This is a genomic window from Mesorhizobium sp. SP-1A (assembly GCF_032460275.1).
Lineage (GTDB): Bacteria > Pseudomonadota > Alphaproteobacteria > Rhizobiales > Rhizobiaceae > Mesorhizobium.
The window spans coordinates 1,639,124-1,658,097 of sequence record NZ_JAVXZD010000001.1; the positions used below are offsets into that span (position 1 = coordinate 1,639,124).

The window sequence follows — 18,974 nt, forward strand, 5'->3', positions numbered from 1 at the left end:
GAACGAGACGGCAATTCCGGGTGAAGCCATCTCGGTCTGGCCGCGCAAACGGGCGAAGGCCACATGGACGACAACGACAAGAAACCGCCGCGCAAGCGTGGTCCCAAGCAATTCGACGCGCGTGCCCGCCATGGCGGCAAGGACGGCAAGCCAGGCCCGGGCGAGCGCAAGCCATTCGCGAAGAAGCCTTTCGCGAAGAAGCCGTACACGGCTCGTTCCGACGAGAAACCGACGGGCGACGAACGGCCGAAGCGCGATTTCAGGCGCGACGACCGCGCCCAGGAAAGCCGCGGCGACAGGCCTTTCCGCAAGGACCGCGCTTTCGACAAGCCCGCCTTCGACAAGCCCTTTGAAAAGCGGCCCTATGCCAAGCGGGAAGGCGCAGCCGCCGCTCGTCCGGGACGGGCGGAACGTGCCGAATCCAGCGAGCGCGGGGACCGTGTTCAGGGCAATCAGGAGCGCCGGGAAAAGGCGCCGTGGCGCGACAGGGAATCCGGCGATCGCCCCTTCGGCAAGCGCCCACAGCGTCCGTTCGCAGACGGCGTCAGGGGCGGTGAACGCAGTTCCGATCGGCCCAGGCGCGATTTCGACCCGACCGGGAAGAAGCCCGCGGGGTTCAAGCCGCGCCCGCGTCCCGTGGCAGCCGAGGTGGAGGAGGGCGAGCGCATCGCCAAGCGGCTGGCGCGCGCAGGCATCGCTTCGCGCCGCGATGCCGAGGATCTGATCGCCGCCGGCCGCGTGAAGGTCAACGGCAAGGTGCTGGCGTCGCCGGCCTTCAACGTGTCGCCCAGCGACGTGATCCACCTCGACGACACTGAGATCCCTGCGATCGAGCGGACCCGCCTCTTCCTGTTCCACAAGCCGGCGGGGGTGGTCACCACCAATCGCGATCCCGAGGGGCGCAAGACCGTGTTCGACGTGCTGCCGGCGGAGCTGCCCCGGCTCATGACGATCGGACGGCTGGATATCAACACCGAGGGCCTGCTGCTTCTGACCAATGACGGCGGCCTGTCGCGCGTTCTCGAACTGCCGGCGACGGGCTGGCTGCGCCGCTATCGCGTGCGCGTCCATGGAAAAGTGGAGGAGAAGGCGCTGGCCGACCTGAAGGACGGCATCGCCGTGGGCGGCGTTTTCTATGGCGCCGTCGAGGCCACGCTGGAGCGCACACAGGGCACGAATGCCTGGCTCACCATCGGTCTGCGGGAAGGCAAGAACCGCGAGGTGAAGAACATCCTCGGCGCGCTCGGGCTGGAGGTGACGCGGCTGATCCGCGTGTCCTACGGGCCTTTCCAGCTCGGCGAATTGCCGGAAGGCCATGTGATGGAAATCAAGGGCCGCACTTTGCGCGAGCAGCTGGGCGAACGGCTGATCGAGGAGTCGGGCGCGAACTTCGAAGCCGATATCGCCAAGCCGTTCTCCAACAGGCCGGTGCGTCGCGACCACGATCAGCGCGAGAGGCCGTCGCAACCCCGGATTTCACGCGAGGGCGACCGCCGGCCCATCGGCGAAGGCGGGCTCATCAAGAACCGCAAGCGCCGCGAGGATGAGCGCGACACGGCTCTGGGCAAGCTCTCCACGCGGCCGGAGCGCTCGTCTTTCGGGGAACGCACCGGCAAGCCGGTCCGCCGCGACCGCAAGGAAGATGACCCGCGGCCCGAGCCGCACAGCCAGCGCAAGGCGAATGTCTGGATGGCCCCGGGGGCGAGGCCGCAAGGCCGGAAGCCGGATGCCGATACGCACAAAGGACGCGAGGGCGGACCGAAGAAGCCGTTCTCGGGAAAACCCCGGGCCGATCGGCCGCGCGGAGGTCCGCCCCGCACCGGCCCGGGCAAGGGCCCGAAGGGGCGCTAGATGCGGATCGTCGGCGGCGAGTTCCGTGGCCGCCCGCTGGCGACGCCGCGCACCAACGCGATCCGGCCCACGACGGACCGGGCGCGCGAGGCGGTGTTCAACGTCCTGTCGCACCGCTTTCCCGAACGCCTGGAAGGTGCGCGGGTGCTGGACCTTTTCGCCGGCACGGGAGCACTGGGGCTGGAAGCGCTGTCGCGCGGCGCGGCATATGCGGTTTTCATCGAGGAATCGGCGGAAGGGCGCGGCCTCATTCGCGGCAATGTCGAGGCTTTCGGGTTGACCGGCCGCACCAAGATATTCCGGCGCGACGCCACGGCGCTCGGCGAGGCCGGCACGCTCGGCTCGTTCGGGCTGGTTCTGGCCGATCCGCCTTACGGCAGGGGGCTCGGGGAGCGGGCCTTGCGCGCTGCGAAAGCCGGCGGGTGGCTGGCGGCCAAGGCGCTTTGCGTGGTGGAGGAGGCCGCCTCGGCGCCTTTCGAAGCCGGTCCCGGCTTCGTCGTACTGGACGAGCGAAGCTACGGCGATACCGTTGTCCGCTTTCTAGAAGCCGCCTGACTTCGGCCGTCTTTTGCCGCCCAGATGACGAACAATTCACTTAACGCCGGGAAAAACTCTGCGTATCGTCGCCGGATGATCGGAGCCGCCCATGAACCTTCCCGCTGATCGGTTGCGCGGCTCCCTGCTTTCTCTCCTGTTGGTTTCCGCGACGCCGGCCTTCGCGCAGGACGGCTGGAAAGCTGCGGATTTCAAGCTCGGCAACGGCATGGAGGTGGTGGTCATTCCAGATCACCGCGCGCCGATCGTCACCCATATGGTCTGGTACAAGGCCGGCAGCGCCGACGAGCCGCCGGGCAAATCCGGCATCGCGCATTTCTTCGAGCACCTGATGTTCAAGGCGACCGCCAATCATCCCGCCGGCGAATTCGACAGCGCCGTCGCGGCGATCGGCGGCAGCGACAACGCTTTCACCTCCTACGACTACACCTGCTTCCATGAGACGGTGCCGCCCCAGGCACTGGAACAGATGATGGGCTTCGAGGCGGATCGCATGCGCAACCTCGTGCTCACCGACGAAACCGTCGCGACAGAGCGCGACGTCATCATGGAGGAGCGGCGTGCTCGCGTCGACAATGATCCGGAGGCGCTGCTGGACGAGGAAGTCGACGCCACTTTGTGGCAGAACCAGCCCTACCGGATCCCGGTGATCGGCTGGATGCAGGAGATAGCAGCGCTCAACCGGAACGACGCAAAGGCCTTCTACGACCGCTATTACGCGCCGAACAATGCCGTTCTGGTTGTGGCGGGGGACGTGACGCCGGAAACCGTCAAGGCCTTGGCCGAAAAGACCTTCGGCAAGATCCCGCGCGGCCAGGACCTGCCGCCGCGCATTCGGCCCGTGGAGCCGGAGCAGAACGCGCGGCGCACCGTAACCCTTTCGGATCCGCGCGTCAGCGTACCAAGCTTTTCCACCCAATGGGTCGTGCCCTCCTATCACACGGCCAAGCCACGCGAGGCCGAAGCGCTCAACCTGCTGGCCGAGATCCTGGGGGGCGGCACGCGCAGCCGTCTTTATCAGGAATTGATCGTCAACAAGGGCATTGCCTCCAGCGTAGGCGCCCAGTTCCAGGGGCGCATGCTCGACGACACCAATTTCTTAGTCTATGCGACGCCGAACGGCGACACGAAGCTGCCCGAGCTGGAGGCTGCGGTGGCCGCCGAGATCGCGCGCATTTCCCGCGACGGCGTGACCGATGAGGAACTGGAAGCCGCGAAGAACCGGTTCGTCCGCTCCATGATCTTTGCCCGCGACAAGCAGGAATCGATGGCGACCATCTACGGTACGACACTGACCACCGGCGGCACCTTGCAGGATGTCGAGGAGTGGCCGGACCGCATCCGCAAGGTGAGCGCCGAAGAAGTGAAAGCCGTCGCCGCCCGCTACCTCCGGCAAAACCGCTCCGTGACCGGCTACCTGCTGCCGGAACAGCAGGCGGGGAACTAGAGCCTGTTATGGACTTGGGATGGAGGTTGCGTTGAGGGGCGAAGAGACAGGTGTTAGGAGAAAAGCGAAGCCGTTACAGGGACGTACCGGCGAGCTTTTCGACGTCGCAGATGGCCTTCGCCGCCCAACCCTTCGGGCTGCGCCGCTTTCGGTCCACCGGCTCGTCGACGGCCTTGCCGGTATTCCCGATACCGGTCCGCGACCGGCTCCTCCCGGAGTAGCCGAAATCGGCTGCAGCGCAACGCGATCCGAAGTCCCATAACAGGCTCTAGCCCATGCCAAACTCATTCGCACCCCGCGGCCGCCTCGTCCAACCGCTCGCCGTCGTGCTGCTCGCGCTTCTTTGCCTTCTTCCGGCGGTTTCCGGGCACGCCGCGACCAGCATCCAGGACGTGAAATCCGACAAGGGCATCACCGCCTGGCTGGTGGAAGACTATACGGTGCCGATCGTCGCCGTGCGCTTCGTTTTCGACGGCGGTTCTTCGCAGGATCCGGACGGCAAGGAGGGATTGGCCAACCTCATGACCGGCCTGTTCGACGAGGGTGCCGGCGATCTGGACAGCGCAGCCTTCCAGAAACGCCTGGACGACGTCGGCGCGGAAATGAGCTTCGAGGAAACCCGCGACGGCATCTATGGCTCCATGCGCATGCTGGCGCAGAACAAGGACGACGCTTTCGATCTGCTGCGCCTGGCAGTGGACAAGCCGCGCTTCGATCAGGTGCCGATCGACCGCATCCGGGGGCAGATCGTTTCGGGTATCGTTTCGAACGAGCGGGACCCGAACACCGTGGCGCAGAAGAAATGGCTGGCCGCCCTTTACGGCAACCATCCATATGCCCGACCCGAGGACGGCACCAAGGAAAGCCTCGCCAGGATCACGGCCACCGACCTGCACGCCGCCCACAACGCCATGTTCGCCCGCGGCGGCCTGCATGTCGCGGTGGTCGGCGCCATCGACGCCGAGACGTTGAAACGTCAATTGGATCGCGTGTTCGGCGACCTCCCGCAGGACCAGTCGCTGCGGCCTGTTCCCGATGTGCAATTGAGGCTCGGCCAGCAATTGCAGGTCGAATATGACCTGCCGCAGACCGCGCTGCAACTCGCCTATCCGGGCGTGAGGCGGGATGCGCCGGATTTCTATGCGGCGGCCCTCATGAACCAGATTCTCGGCGGCAGCAATTTCACCTCGCGTCTGTTCGACCAGGTGCGGGAAAAGCGTGGACTGGCCTATGGCGTGAATTCGGGGCTGGTGAACTACGATCACGCCAGCGCGCTCGTCATCACCACGGCCACGCGTTCCGATCGCGCCGGCGAGACGCTCGCAGTCGTGCGGGACGTGGTGAAACGCATGGCCGAGCAGGGACCGACCGAAGCGGAACTGACGGCCGCGAAGGACTACATGGTCGGAGCCTACGCCATCAACAATCTGGACTCGTCCAGTTCGATCGCCGCGACACTGGTCGAATTGCAGCTCGATCACCTCGGCATCGACTACATCCAGCGCCGCACGGATTACATCAGGAATGTCACGCTGGAGCAGGTGAAGGCGGCGGCAAGCAAGCTGCTGTCGGCAGCCCCGGCCGTCATGATCGTGGGGCCGGTCATGCCCGGCACGCCGAAAGCGGAAGGCCATAAGCCTGGGACCGACGGCGGAGGCAAGGGGTGAGCCCGACTTTCGGCCTGGCGTTGGGCGGCGGCGGCGCGCGCGGCCTTGCGCATATCCATGTCGTTGAAGCGCTGGACGAGATGGGAATCCGACCGGTGGCGATCGCCGGGTCGTCGATCGGTGCGCTCGTCGGAGCCGGAATGGCATCCGGCATGACGGGCCGTGAGATCAGGGAATACGCCCAGACCATCCTGGCTACGCGTGCGCAGGTCGCCAGCCGCATGTGGCGGGCGAGGCCCGGTTCGCTGGCCGAAGCGGTTGCCGGCGGCCTGCGCGTGAGCCAGTTCAATGTCGAGCGGATCCTGAAGGCGTTCCTGCCCGACATGGTGCCGGGAACCTTCGGCGAGCTTGAGATCCCGCTCAAGGTCACGGCGACAGACTATTACGGCCACAAGCTCGCCGTGTTCGAGGATGGCGATCTGCCGTCGGCGCTGGCGGCCTCCTGCGCCATACCGGCGGTGTTCCGTCCGGTGCTGCGGGATGGACTGACCCTCATCGATGGAGGCATTTATAATCCCGTGCCCTTCGATCTGATCGAGCACGCGGCCGATATCGTCATCGCCGTCGACGTCGTGGGCGCGCCGGAGGAAGGCGAACGCCAGCCCACATCGGTCGATCTCATGTTCGGCGCCACCCAGCTCATGATGCAGTCGATCATAGCCAACAAGCTGACCCAATGCCGCCCGGACATATTGATCAGACCGCCCGTGTCGCGTTTCCGGGTGCTCGATTTCCTGAAGATCGAGGCGGTGATGGCCGAAACGGCCTCGGTCAAGGACGAACTGAAGCGTGCCGTCGAAGAGACATTGAAGGCGCAATACCTGCCGCGAAAGCACTGAACGGCGTGAATCCGGTCTGCGCCATTGCATGATGCCGGTCCGGACAATAGATGGTGCATCGACCGGCTGCCCGTTCCGGCGGCCACCTGACAGGATGGAAAACATGAGCGATACGCTGGACACGGCCAGGCTCACCGATCGCGTCGCGGCCCTTGTCGAGGCTGCGCGGAAAGCCGGGGCCGATGCAGCCGACGCGGTTGTCGTCCGCGGCCGCTCGACAGGCGTTTCGGTGCGGCTGGGCAAGGTCGAGGATATCGAATCGGCTGAAAGCGAGGACGTCTCGCTGCGCGTGTTCGTCGGCAAGCGGGTCGCCAGCGTCTCGGCCAACACGGGCTCGGATGCCGGCGAACTGGCCGAGCGCGCCGTGGCCATGGCGAAAGTCTCGCCTGAAGATCCTTTTCAGGGACTTGCCGATCCGGCGCTGCTGGCCGGGACCCAGCGCGACCTCGACCTTTTCGACGCCACCCAGGTTTCGGCGGAACGGCTGAAGGAAGACGCGCTCGCCGCCGAGGAGGCGGCGCTTGCGGTCAAGGGCGTGACCAATTCCTCGGGCAGCGGCGCCAGCGCGGGCATGGGCGGGCTGGTGCTCGCGACCTCGCATGGTTTTCTCGGCCAGTACGTCGCCACGCGCTTTTCACGCTCGGCCAGCGTGATCGCGGGCGAAGGGACCGGCATGGAGCGCGACTACGACTATTCGTCGCGACTGCATTTTGCCGATCTCGATGCGCCGGAAATGATCGGCCGAAATGCGGGGGAACGCGCCGTCAAGCGTCTGGGTGCGCGCAAGGCCGCGACCGGCACCGTCGATGTGGTTTTCGATCCCCGGGTCGCGCGCGGCATAGCCGGCCACCTGGCCGGTGCCATCAACGGCGCGGCCGTGGCGCGCAAGACGAGCTTCCTGCGCGATATGATGGGCAAGCAGGTTGCGTCCGCCGCCATCACCGTGACCGACGAGCCGCTGCGCATGAGGGGGCAGTCTTCGCGGCCCTTCGATGGCGAAGGCGTCGAGGGAGAGAAGCTGCTGATGGTCGAGAAGGGGGTGTTGAACCACTGGTTCCTCTCGACTTCGGCCGCCAGGGAACTCGGCCTGCAAACCAATGGCCGCGGCGTGCGCGGCGGATCCTCCGTGTCGCCGTCTTCCACGAACCTCGCCATCGAGCCCGGCGACAAGACGCCCGCGGAACTGATCGGCGCGCTGAAGAACGGCTTCTATGTCACGGAAGTGTTCGGGCAGGGCGTCAACATGGTGACCGGCGAATACAGCCGCGGCGCTTCCGGTTTCTGGATCGAGAATGGCCAGATCTCCTATCCGGTCTCCGAGGTCACCATCGCCTCGAACCTGAAGACGATGTTCCTCAACATGGTGCCCGCCAGCGACCTGGACCGCAACTATGGCACGGCCGCGCCCACGCTTCTGATCGAAGGTATGACCCTTGCCGGAAGTTGATGCAGGCGCGCCGGTCGCCGACGCCGAGGAGCTTTCCCTGCTGCGCGAGGCCGGCCGCGCGGCCGGCGCGATCGCGATGCGCTACTTCGGCAAGGAGCCGCAAGTCTGGATGAAGGCCGGCACCTCGCCGGTCAGCGAAGCGGACTATGCAGCCGACACCTATCTGCGCGAAACGCTGCTGGCCGCGCGGCCGGCCTATGGCTGGCTCTCCGAAGAGACGGCGGACCATCCCGCCCGCCTGTCGGCACGCCGGACCTTCGTCGTGGACCCGATCGACGGCACGCGCGGCTTCCTTGCGGGCAGCGATGCGTGGTGCGTCAGCGTCGCGATCGTCGAAGACGGCCGGTCGGTTGCCGGTGTGCTCGAATGCCCGGCCCGCGGCGAAACCTATTGGGCGACGGCAGGCGGCGGCGCATTCCGCAACGATGAGCCGATCCGCGTTCGCGCACCCGGCGAAATCCTCGATGTCGCGGGCCCAAAACCGATGTTCGACCGCATGCCGGAGCCGTGGCAGAGCCGCTTCCGCCGGGTGGCCTACAGCCCGTCCCTTGCCGTTCGCCTGGCGCTGATCGCCGGCGGCGAACTGGACGCATCCTTCGTCAAGCCGAATGCGCATGATTGGGATATCGCGGCCGCCGAACTCATCCTCATCGAGGCCGGCGGGCGGCTCCTGGACCGGTTCGGCCGCATTCCCGCCTTCGCAGGCGAGGATATTCGCCATGGCGCGCTCGCCGCCGGCAGCGGCGAATTGCTGGACGCCATGGTCGCTCGGCTGGATGCCTGATTGGATTTGAGCAGTTTCAAAAACGCCTGCTTTGGTTTAGACCATGCAGCAAATCACGGAATATGAAGGACGAACATGGTCGGAAACGACTCCAGCAAGCAGCTTCTGCACCTTGTGTTCGGAGGCGAGCTGAAGAATCTGGGCGGCACCGAATTCCGCGACCTCGACGCGCTCGACATCGTCGGCGTCTATCCGGACTACAAGTCCGCCCATGCGGCGTGGAAAGCCAAGGCGCAGGCGAGTGTCGACAACGCCCACATGCGCTACTTCGTGGTCCACTTGCACAGGCTGCTCGATCCGGAAGCCAAGTCCGGAACGTGACGATGGAGCAGAGGGTTGCACCGTCGCAGGCAAGCGAGCCGGCGATCAAGCGCAAGAACGGGAACCGGCCGGTCAAAGGCTTGTGGAAGAAGGTCCGCAAGCCGCTGGCCGACTCGCGCTTCGTCAAGGGTGCCATCGTCCACCTTTTCGTGCAGGCGATGCGCTTCATACGCATGACGAATCGCGTCGTTCCGGGCTCGATCCGCTTCGAGGGCAGCTCATATCAGGACCTGGAGCCTGGCATCGTCGCGCTCTGGCACGGCCAGCACCTGCTGATGCCGGCGGTCTACCCAAGCAAGCGCGATCTCGTGGCCATGGTTTCGCGCAGCGCGGACGCCGAGCTCAACGCGCAGGTGATCGAAAAATTCGGCATAGAGGCCGTGCGCGGGTCGGGCGGGCGCGATTCCGCCCGCCATCTCGACAAGGGTGGGGCCAAGGCCCTGATCGCCTTGAAGAAGTCGCTCGTAGCCGGCAAGAATGTCTGCATGATCGCCGACATTCCCCATGGCACTCCGCGCGAAGCCGGCATGGGGATCGTCCTGCTGGCGAAGCTGTCGGGCAGGCCGATATTTCCGGCGGCATTGGCCACCAGCCGCCGCAAGGTGCTGGAGAAAAGCTGGGACAAGACGACCATCAACCTGCCGTTCGGACGCCTGGCCATAGCGGTGGGCCAGCCGGTTCATGTCGCGTCCGATGCCGATGATGCGGAGATGGAGCGCAAGCGGCAGGAACTCACCGACCAGCTCAATGCGGCGACCGCCGACGCCTACCGTCTCGTGGACAGCCCACGATGAGCGAACGCTGGGCGCGCACGGTGCTGTCGCTTTACCGCTTCGCCGGGGCGGCGGCCTATCCGTTGATGGGCCCCTATGTGGCCTGGCGCACGTCCAAGGGCAAGGAAGACCGCGCCCGCAGCCGCGAACGCTATGGGGTGGCCGGTCGCGAGCGCCCGCATGGCCCCTTGATCTGGGTCCACGCGGCCAGCGTCGGCGAAACCATCGCCGTCGTGCCCCTGGTTGAGAACATACTGTCATACGGCGTCAACATCGTGCTGACGACCGGCACGGTGACGTCCGCCAAGGTGGTGGAGGAACGGCTGTCCGGCCGTGTCGTGCATCAATATGTGCCGCTCGACCTGAAGCCGGCCGTCAGCCGTTTCCTCGACCATTGGAGACCGGACCTCGCGGTCATAGCGGAATCCGAGATCTGGCCAATGACGATCCTGGAACTGGGAGCGCGGCATGTGCCCCAGGTCCTGGTCAACGGGCGCCTCTCGGATCGTTCGTTCTCCTCATGGAAGAAGCGCTCCAATATCGCCGAGGCGCTGTTCGAGAACCTCGCCCATGTCGTCGCCCAGTCCGAACTGGACGGGGAGCGCTTCAGGGCGCTTGGCGCGCGGCCGGTCACTGTATCGGGAAACCTGAAGGTCGACACGGCGCCGCCGCCGGTGGACGAGCGGGCTCTCAGCGTGCTGAAACGGCAGATCGGCACGCGCCCCACCTGGGCCGCCGTATCCACGCATGACGGCGAGGAAACCGTCGCGGCGGAAGTACATATGATATTGCGCAAGCGCCACGCCGGGTTGCTGACGATCGTCGTTCCGCGCCACCCCGAGCGGGCAGACGCTCTCATGGAGCAGTTTGCCGGCATGGGTCTGAAGGTGGCGCGCCGCAGCACCGAGGACGCGATCGAGCCGGATGTCGACATATTGCTAGGCGACACCATCGGCGAGATGGGGCTGTACCTGCGCCTGACCGAAATCGCTTTCGTAGGCCGTTCGCTGACGTCGGAAGGCGGGCAGAACCCGCTGGAACCGGCCATGCTCGACACCGCGGTCCTGGCAGGACGAAACGTCCAGAACTTCCGCGACGCCTACCAGAAACTGCTCGACCGCGGCGGCGCCAAGCTGGTGCGGGACCGCAACATGCTGGCCGGCGCGGTCAATTTCCTGCTTTCGAACGAGACCGCCCGCCGCAACATGATCGCGGCCGGCGCGGAAGCGGTCACGGAAATGCGCGGCGCGCTGGCGCGGACGTTGAAGTCGCTGGAGCCTTTCATCCAACCCCTGATCGTCAAGGCGCGCCTGAAAGGCGCAAGCGGCCGTTGACGTCGGAAGCGCCGCCCTTCTGGTGGGAGCGGCCGGACTGGCGCGCCTATGCCTTGTCGCCGCTGTCCCTGACATACGGCTTCATCGCCGGCCGCCGCATGAAAACCGCGCGCCGCGCGAGGATCGACGCGCCGGTCCTGTGCGTCGGCAATTTCACCGTCGGCGGATCGGGCAAGACGCCCGTTGCCATAGCGCTCGCCCGGGAAGCGGCCCGCATGGGGCTGGTCCCCGGCTTTCTCTCGCGCGGCCACGGCGGCAGCTTCTCCGGCGTCCATATCGTGGATGTCGATCATGACAGCGCCCGTCATGTCGGCGACGAGCCGCTGCTGCTCGCGCGCCATGCGCCGACCGCCGTTTCGCGCGACAGGATCGCCGGCGCAAAGCGCCTGATCGGGGACAAGGGCTGCGACTTCCTCATCATGGACGACGGCTTCCAGAGCGCGCGCGTCCATATGGATTTCGCCCTGCTGGTGGTCGATGCGCGCTATGGGCTGGGCAATGGCTGCGTTATTCCCGCCGGCCCCTTGCGAGCAGGCATCAGGGACCAGCTGCTGTTCGCCGACGCCATCCTGAAGGTGGGAGAGGGCACTGCCGCCGACGCGATCGTGCGCCGCTCCGCGCGCGCCGGCAAGCCGATCTACCAGGCTCACACGCGGCCGTTCGACGGCAAGCCATGGGCTGGCAGGCGCTTTCTCGCTTTCGCCGGCATCGGCCACCCCGACAAGTTCTTCGACAGCGTGGCGGCGGCCGGAGGCAAGGTGGAACTGGCCAAGGCTTTTCCCGACCACCATTTCTACGCGGAAGACGAGCTGGCCGAGCTGGCCGCCATGGCCGACGCCGATGGGCTCCGGCTGGTGACGACCTCCAAGGATGCCGCGCGTCTGCGCCATGAGGCGCCCGCCGGGTTCCAGCAGAACCTCGAAGTCCTGGAAATCGAAACGACCTTCGACCTGCCGCATACGGCGGAGCGTATCATCGCGCAGGCGGTGGAAGGGTGGCGCAGGCGGCGTCTCGAAAGCTGAGGTTCTGACGACCGGTTCAGCGCCGGCTGCGCAACTCCGGATAGACCTCGATCTCGCGGCGCAGCGAAGCCGCGGCGCTGACATAGGCTTCCTGCCGCGCGACGTTCCAATATTTCAGTTCGTCCAGCGGAATGGATTCGCCGGTCACTGCGCAGCGCACGAACGAGCCGGGACTGACGACCTGGAAATCGCCGTCGAGATAGCGGATGCGGGCTTCGCGGCCGCCGGGACCTTCAAAACGGTTCATCATCGATATGTGCCAATTTTCATCGGTGGTTTCCGCATAAATCATCGGTCAGGTCAAGCGTGTCGCTTGGTGGGCGTCCCGCGTCAGCGCCGCCCGAACAGCCGTTCTATGTCTGCCAGCTTCAACTCGATATAGGTCGGGCGGCCGTGGTTGCAGGTGCCGGAGCCCGGCGTCGCCTCCATCTGGCGAAGCAGGGCGTTCATCTCCTCCGGCCTGAGCCGGCGGCCCGACCGCACCGAGCCGTGGCACGCCATGGTGGCCGCGATCTGGTGCAGGCGGTCCTTCAGCGTGTCCACCGTGTCGTTGTCCGCGATCTCGTCGGCGAGGTCGCGCACGAGTTTTGCGACATCCGTTTCGCCGAGCATCGCCGGGGTTTCCCGCACCGCCACCGCGCCCGGGCCGAAACGCTCCAGCCGCAGGCCGAAACGGGTCAACGTTTCCGCATGCAGAGCCAGCCGTTCGGCGTCTTCCTGCGGCAGGTCTACGATCTCGGGCAGAAGCAGCATCTGGGCCGGCATGGGCCGAGAATGCAGCGCCTGCTTCAAAGCCTCGTAGACCAGCCGCTCGTGCGCGGCGTGCTGGTCCACGATGACCAGCGAATCCTTCGTCTGGGCGACGATGTAGTTTTCGTGCACCTGCGCGCGGGCGGCGCCCAGCTCGGCCTGCAGCCACGCTTCGGGCGGCTCGCCGAGGCCGGCGCGGGCGTCGGCGCTGTGAAGCGGCCCGGCATCGAAGCCCGACTGGATCGCTTCGCCGAATTCCGCCTCCAGCGGGCGATAGGCAGAGCGCACCGCGTCGAATCCGTTCAGCGGCATGGAGGAGCGGTGCGCCGAAGCGCCGTGCGCATGGCCGCCGCCCGCTGCCATGCGGTCGTAGGAGGTTCCGCCCGGCCGGAAGGCCGCCATCATGCCGGCCGCCCCCGTGGTTGCCGGCCGGATTCCGGCGCCTGCAAGCGCCTGGCGGATGGCGCCGACGATCAGGCCGCGCACGAGGCCGGGGGCGCGGAAGCGGACGTCGGCCTTTGCCGGGTGCACGTTCACGTCCACCAGGGCAGGATCGAGCGACAGGAACAGCACCGTCACGGCATGGCGGTCGCGCGGCAGGACGTCGGCATAGGCACCGCGAATGGCGCCGGCTATCAGCCGGTCGCGCACCGGCCTGCCGTTGACATAGGCATATTGCTGGAGCGCATTGGCGCGGGTGAAGGACGGGATCGACACATGGCCCGAGAGCCGCACGCCTTCGCGTTCGGCATCGATCGGGATGGCGTTGTCGGGGAATTCCGAACCCATCACCTGCGCGATGCGCTCGAGTTGTCCGTCGGCGTCGCCGGCTGTGGCTGGGAATTCCAGCGTCGACCGGTCGGAGCCGGCAAGCGTGAAGCGCACGACCGGGAAGGCGATGGCGATGCGCTTGACCACATCGCTGATGGCCGCGGTTTCCGCCCGCTCGCCTTTCATGAATTTCAGCCGGGCGGGGGTCGCGAAGAACAGGTCGCGCACTTCGACGGTGGTGCCGCGATTGGCGGCGGCTGGGCGCAGCGGCGTCAGCCGACCGCCTTCCACGCCGATCTCGGCGGCGCTGTCGCTGCCGGCGACGCGCGAGCGGATGGCGAGCCGCGCCACGGAGCCGATGGAAGGCAGCGCCTCGCCACGGAAGCCGAGCGAGCGGATGTCGTGGATGTCGTCGGCCAGCTTGGAGGTGCAATGGCGGGCCACCGCAAGAGGCAGTTCCCGTTCGGGGATGCCGCTGCCGTCGTCGGTGATCCGGATCAGCGAGAGCCCGCCGCCTCCGGTAACCACCTCGATGCGGGTGGCGCCAGCGTCGAGCGCGTTTTCGACCAGTTCCTTGACCACGCTTGCCGGGCGTTCGATCACTTCGCCAGCGGCGATCTGGTTGATCATCGTCTCGGAAAGCTGGCGGATGGGCATCCCGGAATTATAGGAGGATTCGCCATTGCGAAGGAAGGATCGGGCCGTCGCCCGGTCGCAAAAAAGCCGGGATACATGCTATCAATCGTGCTGCCGGTTCTTGAGGGACAGGGCGATTCTTGGGGGACAAGAATGAGATCGACACTTCTGTTTGCCGCCGTCCTGTCGTTTCCGGCGCCGGCGGCCAGCCTCGCGGGACCGGCTTCCGATGCGGTGAAATTCTTCTACGCGCCGGTGCGCTACGAGGCGGATGCCAAATACCGCAGCCGCTTCACGGAACCGGTCAGGAAGCTGTTCGAATTGAACGACAAGGCGACCAAGGACGCCGGCCAGATCGGCTGCATCGATTTCGGCCCCGGCCTCGATGCGCAGGACTACGATGAAAAGACGGTCGCAAGGTCCCTCAAGCTCTCCGAAAAAATCGACGGCGACAATGGCGAGGTGACTGCCAGCTTCGATCTTTTTCCGCAGGCCGACGGGTCCAGGCGCGAAATGGTCTGGTCGCTGAAGAAGATCGACGGCAAGTGGAAAATTGCCGATATCGCCTCCAGGACGAGTGGCTGGAAGCTCAGCGAATTGGGATGCCTGCCGGATCAGGAGTAGCGCCTTGCGACGGGCTGGTTTCGGTCATTTCATCATCTGCGCATGCCTGCTGAATGTCGCCCTTCCACCGGCTGCGGCGGACGGGCTTCTTGGGGCGACCCCGGCTCCGAATAAAGCCCAGGGCGATGCCGATCGGCCTTCGTCCTTGCCCGAACCGGGATCGCCCAGCGCCGTCATCAAACCGTTCTACGATCGTTACGGTCTTGAGCTCGACCCCACGCAACGCGACCATTTCATCGATCCGGCCAGGAAAGTGCTCGACGGCAACGATGCGCTCAAGAAGTCGGGACAGGGCGATTGTCTCGATCAGAACATGAGCTTGGACAATGCGGTCGCCGACCGGACCGAGATCGAAAAGACCTTCCGGATGCTGCAATCCGTGAATGGCGACCGGGCCATAGTGGTGGTCCAGTTCATCGAGGCCGGCGCGCCGCACCGGCTGGAATGGAAGCTGGCGAAGGTCGGCGACGAGTGGAAGATTTCCGACCTGCTTTCCGTCACGGGCGAATGGGCTCTCAGCCAGTACCAGTGCCAGTGAGCGGACGGCTTCAGCCGCGTCCGCGATAGGGCGCCACGCCCGTATCCGGAAGCCAGACATCCTTCGGCGGCGCGCCGGTCTGCCAGAAGACATCGATCGGAATGCCGCCGCGAGGATACCAATAGCCGCCCACGCGCAGCCACAAAGGCTTCGTCGCCGCCACGATGCGGCGGCCGATCATGATGGTGCATTCCTCGTGGAAGCCGCCATGGTTGCGGAAGGAGGTCAGGAAAAGCTTGAGCGATTTCGATTCCACCAGCAACGCGTCGGGCGCATAGTCGATGACGATATGCGCGAAATCCGGCTGTCCGGTCACCGGGCACAACGACGTGAACTCCGGGCAGGTGAAGCGCACGATTGCCGGCGGCCCGTCGCCACGCGCGAACGGCACGGTTTCCAGGACCGCACGATCCGGGCTGTCTGGCGTCTCGACGTGCGCGCCGAGTTGGGTAAGGTCTTTCGTCGCGGTCATGGGATGGGCTCCGGTTGGGGCGAATTCCGGGCTGCGCAGCCAGCATCGATATAGATAGGATTACGATGGCCAGCAACGATCCGCTTCTGCAACCATATCAGTTGAAGCACCTGACATTGAAGAATCGGGTCATGTCGACGAGCCATGAGCCGGCCTATTCGGAAGACGGCATGCCGAAGGAGCGCTATCGGCTCTATCACGCCGAAAAGGCCAAGGGCGGCATGGCGCTGACCATGACGGCCGGTTCGGCCGTCGTCTCCCGCGACAGCCCTCCGGCCTTCGGCAACCTGCATCTCTACGATGACCGCATCGTGCCCTGGTTGGCCGAGCTTGCCGATGCCTGTCACGAGCACGACTGCAAGGTGATGATCCAGATCACGCATCTGGGCCGCCGCACTGGCTGGAACAAGGCCGACTGGCTGCCGGTTCTTTCCGCCTCGCCGGTACGCGAGCCGGCGCATCGCGCCTTCCCGAAGACGGCGGAAGACTGGGACATCGAGCGCATCGTCCAGGACTACGCGTCCGCCGTCCAGCGCTGCCAGGCTGCCGGCCTGGACGGGATCGAGTTCGAATCCTACGGCCATTTGATGGACGGCTTCTGGTCGCCCGCCACCAACCATCGCGACGACGAATATGGCGGCTCGCTCGAAAACCGGCTGCGTTTCACGCATATGGTCCTGGATGCCGTTCGCGCCGCCGTCGGCCCGGACTTCGTGGTCGGGATCCGCATGGTGGCGGACGAGGATATGGCGACCGGCCTGTCGAAGGAGGAGGGCATCGAGATCGCCCGGCTTCTGGCCAATTCCGGCAAGGTCGATTTCCTCAACATCATCCGCGGCACGATCGAGACCGACGCCGCGCTGACCAAGGTCATCCCGGTGACGGGCATGCGCTCGTCGCCGCATCTCGACTTCGCCGGCGAGGTGAGGGCGGCCACCAAGTTCCCGACCTTCCACGCCGCGCGCATTTCCGACGTGGCGACCGCGCGCCACGCGATCGCGACCGGCAAGCTGGACATGGTCGGCATGACGCGCGCGCATATTGCCGACCCCCACATCGTCAGGAAGGTGATGGAAGGGCAGGAGCACCGCATCCGTCCCTGCGTCGGCGCCACTTATTGTCTCGACCGCATCTATGAGGGCGGCGAGGCGCTGTGCGTCCACAATGCCGCGACCGGGCGGGAGGCATCCATCCCGCATGTCCTGCGCAAGACCGACGGGCCGGCCAGGAAGGTGGTCGTGGTCGGAGCTGGGGCGGCCGGGTTGGAAATGGCCCGCGTGGCGGCCGAACGCGGACATGACGTGACCGTGCTGGAAGCGTCCGGACAGGCAGGCGGGCAGGTACGGCTGGCCACGCAAAATCCCCGCCGCAAGGAGCTGATCGGCATCATCGACTGGCGGCTGGAGGAACTGGAGCGGCTGGGCGTCGAAATCCGCTACGATACCTGGGCCGAGAAGGACGACGTGCTCGCATTGTCGCCGGATGTCGTGGTGGTGGCGACCGGCGGCCTGCCGCAGAACCCGCCGCTGCAAACGGGCGACGAACTCGTCACCTCGAGCTGGGACATCATGGCCGGCAGCGTCAAGCCTGGCGAGACGGTGCTGCTCTATGACGACAATGGCGGCCACCAGGGCATGGGTGCGGCCGAACTGATCGCCGATGCCGGCTCGAAGCTGGAACTGGTTTCGCCCGAGCGCTTCTTCGCGCCGGAAATGGGCGGCATGAACCATGTGCCCTATATGCGCGCCTTCCACGAAAAGGGCGTGACCGTCACCATCAACACCCGGCTGAAGGCGGTTCGCCGCGAGGGCAACCGGCTGGTCGCCACGCTGGGCTCTGACTTCGCCGAAGGCTGGCAAGCCGAACGCCATGTCGATCAGGTCGTGGTCGAGCACGGCACGCTGCCGCTGGACGATCTTTATCTGGCGCTGAAACCGCTCTCGCGGAATGCCGGTGCGATCGACTACGAGAAACTCGTCAATGGCGGCGATATCTTCCCGGCCCGCAATCCGGAAGGCGTCTTCGTGGTGTTCCGGATCGGCGATGCGGTGGCGTCTCGCAACATCCATGCCGCGATCTATGACGGCATACGCTATGGCATCAGGATCTAGAAAGGGCGGCGCTCAGGAACTGCGATCAGAACAGCCGCGCCACCGCCATGCACAGCACGGTGAGCCCGAGCAGCGGTGCCGCGATCCGCTCGCCGCGGATCATGCGCGCGCGGAGCTGAGCTTCCGTTTGCGTATCGGCCCCGGCGAGCTGCCGCCTCGCCGGGCCGACGACGGCGCCGAGAACACCGGCCGCCGCGATCGCCGAGGCAATGCCGATGGCGAGAACCGTTTCCATGCCGCCGAAATAAGCGCCATGGAAGAAGTACCAAAGCAGCGCGCCGGTTATGAAAACGACCACGGCTGAGCTCATCTGCGGCCCGAAGAACCGCTCCACCCTGATGTCCGGATCACGCGCGAGGGTGATCGTGGTGCCGGCCCAGAAAACGCCGGCCATGACGTGAAGGCCAAGGACGACGATGTAGACATATTGCATTGTCCGTCTCCTCTGTTCGTTCGCATAACATTAGATATCAAATTGTTTGATGTCAATTGGTTTGACGACGATTGTATGCTACGGTCGCCATATGACGACGCCCCTGCGCCCACCGATAGGATTGGAACTGCATCGCTCCGCCCGCGCGGTGTCGCAGGCTTTCGATGCCGCGATGGCGGAAGCGGGGGCCAGCCTGCCGGTCTGGCTGACGCTTCTCGCGGTCAAGACGCGGGGTTCGGCGAACCAGCGCGAAATGGCGGGCGTCATCGGCATTCAGGGTGCCACGCTGACCCATCATCTCAACGCGATGGAGAGCCAGGGACTGCTGACCCGCCGTCGCGCCCCGGACAACCGGCGCATCCATCAGGTGGAACTGACACCGGCGGGAGAAGCGCTGTTCATGAAGCTGCGCGGCACCGCGATCGCCTTCGACAAAAGGCTTCGCGCCGGCTTGGACGAGGCGAGACTGGCCGAGTTCGCAGCAGTGCTTTCGGCCATGCGGGCGAATGTCGGGGATTGAGGATTGCGCGGCATCCGGATTGAAGCCTCGTTTTACGGTGGATTTTTTCAGCCACGCGATCAAGAGTCAGGTCGGCGAG

At 65.8% G+C, this 18,974-nt stretch carries 19 protein-coding genes; 15 read left to right on the forward strand and 4 right to left on the reverse strand.

What is annotated here, in order from left to right; genetic code table 11:
• Positions 1-63: 63 nt before the first annotated feature.
• The 11 genes from QU595_RS08085 (at position 64) to lpxK (ending at position 12,040) form a co-directional block, all read left to right on the forward strand.
• On the forward strand, positions 64-1,851 hold the full coding sequence (locus QU595_RS08085) for a pseudouridine synthase (RefSeq protein ID WP_315920525.1): 1,788 nt from the start codon (positions 64-66) through the stop codon (positions 1,849-1,851).
• Complete coding sequence (gene rsmD / locus QU595_RS08090; RefSeq protein WP_315920527.1) at positions 1,852-2,406, forward strand: 16S rRNA (guanine(966)-N(2))-methyltransferase RsmD; 555 nt, start codon at positions 1,852-1,854, stop codon at positions 2,404-2,406.
• Positions 2,407-2,497: 91 nt separating this feature from the next.
• Positions 2,498-3,853 carry a pitrilysin family protein gene (locus QU595_RS08095; RefSeq protein WP_315920529.1) on the forward strand — a complete coding sequence of 452 codons (1,356 nt, stop codon included), beginning with the start codon at positions 2,498-2,500 and terminating at the stop codon, positions 3,851-3,853.
• Between the two features lie 275 nt (positions 3,854-4,128).
• A complete protein-coding gene (locus QU595_RS08100; RefSeq protein WP_315920531.1) occupies positions 4,129-5,520 on the forward strand; it encodes a pitrilysin family protein in 1,392 nt (463 codons plus the stop codon).
• The gene (locus tag QU595_RS08105; RefSeq protein ID WP_315920533.1) at positions 5,517-6,359 is read left to right on the forward strand and encodes a patatin-like phospholipase family protein; all 843 of its coding nucleotides are present in this window, start codon (positions 5,517-5,519) and stop codon (positions 6,357-6,359) included. Before QU595_RS08100 ends, QU595_RS08105 begins: the two co-directional genes overlap by 4 nt.
• Before the next feature lie 103 nt (positions 6,360-6,462).
• Entirely contained in the window at positions 6,463-7,806 is a 1,344-nt protein-coding gene (locus tag QU595_RS08110; protein ID WP_315920535.1) for a TldD/PmbA family protein, read from the forward strand.
• Positions 7,793-8,590: a 3'(2'),5'-bisphosphate nucleotidase CysQ gene (locus QU595_RS08115; RefSeq protein WP_315920537.1), complete on the forward strand. Its 798-nt coding sequence runs from the start codon at positions 7,793-7,795 to the stop codon at positions 8,588-8,590. Before QU595_RS08110 ends, QU595_RS08115 begins: the two co-directional genes overlap by 14 nt.
• Before the next feature lie 75 nt (positions 8,591-8,665).
• Positions 8,666-8,911, forward strand: a complete 246-nt coding sequence (locus QU595_RS08120; protein WP_315920539.1) for a DUF4170 domain-containing protein — start codon at positions 8,666-8,668, stop codon at positions 8,909-8,911.
• Positions 8,912-8,913: 2 nt separating this feature from the next.
• A complete protein-coding gene (locus QU595_RS08125; RefSeq protein ID WP_315920541.1) occupies positions 8,914-9,705 on the forward strand; it encodes a lysophospholipid acyltransferase family protein in 792 nt (263 codons plus the stop codon).
• The gene (gene waaA / locus QU595_RS08130; RefSeq protein WP_315920543.1) at positions 9,702-11,018 is read left to right on the forward strand and encodes a lipid IV(A) 3-deoxy-D-manno-octulosonic acid transferase; all 1,317 of its coding nucleotides are present in this window, start codon (positions 9,702-9,704) and stop codon (positions 11,016-11,018) included. The genes QU595_RS08125 and waaA overlap by 4 nt, the downstream gene beginning before the upstream one ends.
• Positions 11,015-12,040: a tetraacyldisaccharide 4'-kinase gene (lpxK, locus tag QU595_RS08135; RefSeq protein WP_315920545.1), complete on the forward strand. Its 1,026-nt coding sequence runs from the start codon at positions 11,015-11,017 to the stop codon at positions 12,038-12,040. Before waaA ends, lpxK begins: the two co-directional genes overlap by 4 nt.
• Before the next feature lie 16 nt (positions 12,041-12,056).
• Here lpxK and QU595_RS08140 read toward each other — a convergent pair whose 3' ends face one another.
• Both QU595_RS08140 and mutL read right to left on the reverse strand, forming a co-directional pair.
• On the reverse strand, positions 12,057-12,290 hold the full coding sequence (locus tag QU595_RS08140; protein ID WP_315920547.1) for a DUF2093 domain-containing protein: 234 nt from the start codon (positions 12,288-12,290) through the stop codon (positions 12,057-12,059).
• Between the two features lie 80 nt (positions 12,291-12,370).
• Complete coding sequence (mutL, locus tag QU595_RS08145) at positions 12,371-14,218, reverse strand: DNA mismatch repair endonuclease MutL (protein WP_315920548.1); 1,848 nt, start codon at positions 14,216-14,218, stop codon at positions 12,371-12,373.
• Positions 14,219-14,350: 132 nt separating this feature from the next.
• Between mutL and QU595_RS08150 the strand changes: the two genes are divergently transcribed.
• The gene (locus QU595_RS08150) at positions 14,351-14,821 is read left to right on the forward strand and encodes a DUF3828 domain-containing protein (protein WP_315920549.1); all 471 of its coding nucleotides are present in this window, start codon (positions 14,351-14,353) and stop codon (positions 14,819-14,821) included.
• Positions 14,822-14,825: 4 nt separating this feature from the next.
• Positions 14,826-15,359: a hypothetical protein gene (locus tag QU595_RS08155; RefSeq protein ID WP_315920551.1), complete on the forward strand. Its 534-nt coding sequence runs from the start codon at positions 14,826-14,828 to the stop codon at positions 15,357-15,359.
• Between the two features lie 10 nt (positions 15,360-15,369).
• Here the strand turns inward: QU595_RS08155 and queF are convergent, their stop codons facing one another.
• Positions 15,370-15,831 (reverse strand): preQ(1) synthase, encoded by a 462-nt coding sequence (gene queF / locus QU595_RS08160; RefSeq protein ID WP_315920553.1) that lies wholly within the window; start codon positions 15,829-15,831, stop codon positions 15,370-15,372.
• Between the two features lie 65 nt (positions 15,832-15,896).
• On the opposite strand from queF, the gene QU595_RS08165 reads away from it, so the two are divergent.
• Positions 15,897-17,942 (forward strand): NADH:flavin oxidoreductase, encoded by a 2,046-nt coding sequence (locus QU595_RS08165; RefSeq protein ID WP_315920555.1) that lies wholly within the window; start codon positions 15,897-15,899, stop codon positions 17,940-17,942.
• A gap of 25 nt (positions 17,943-17,967) precedes the next feature.
• Here the strand turns inward: QU595_RS08165 and QU595_RS08170 are convergent, their stop codons facing one another.
• Positions 17,968-18,375, reverse strand: coding sequence for a hypothetical protein (locus tag QU595_RS08170; RefSeq protein ID WP_315920557.1), 408 nt, complete (start codon positions 18,373-18,375; stop codon positions 17,968-17,970).
• Positions 18,376-18,466: 91 nt separating this feature from the next.
• On the opposite strand from QU595_RS08170, the gene QU595_RS08175 reads away from it, so the two are divergent.
• Positions 18,467-18,895 carry a MarR family winged helix-turn-helix transcriptional regulator gene (locus QU595_RS08175; protein ID WP_315920559.1) on the forward strand — a complete coding sequence of 143 codons (429 nt, stop codon included), beginning with the start codon at positions 18,467-18,469 and terminating at the stop codon, positions 18,893-18,895.
• Positions 18,896-18,974: the final 79 nt, after the last annotated feature.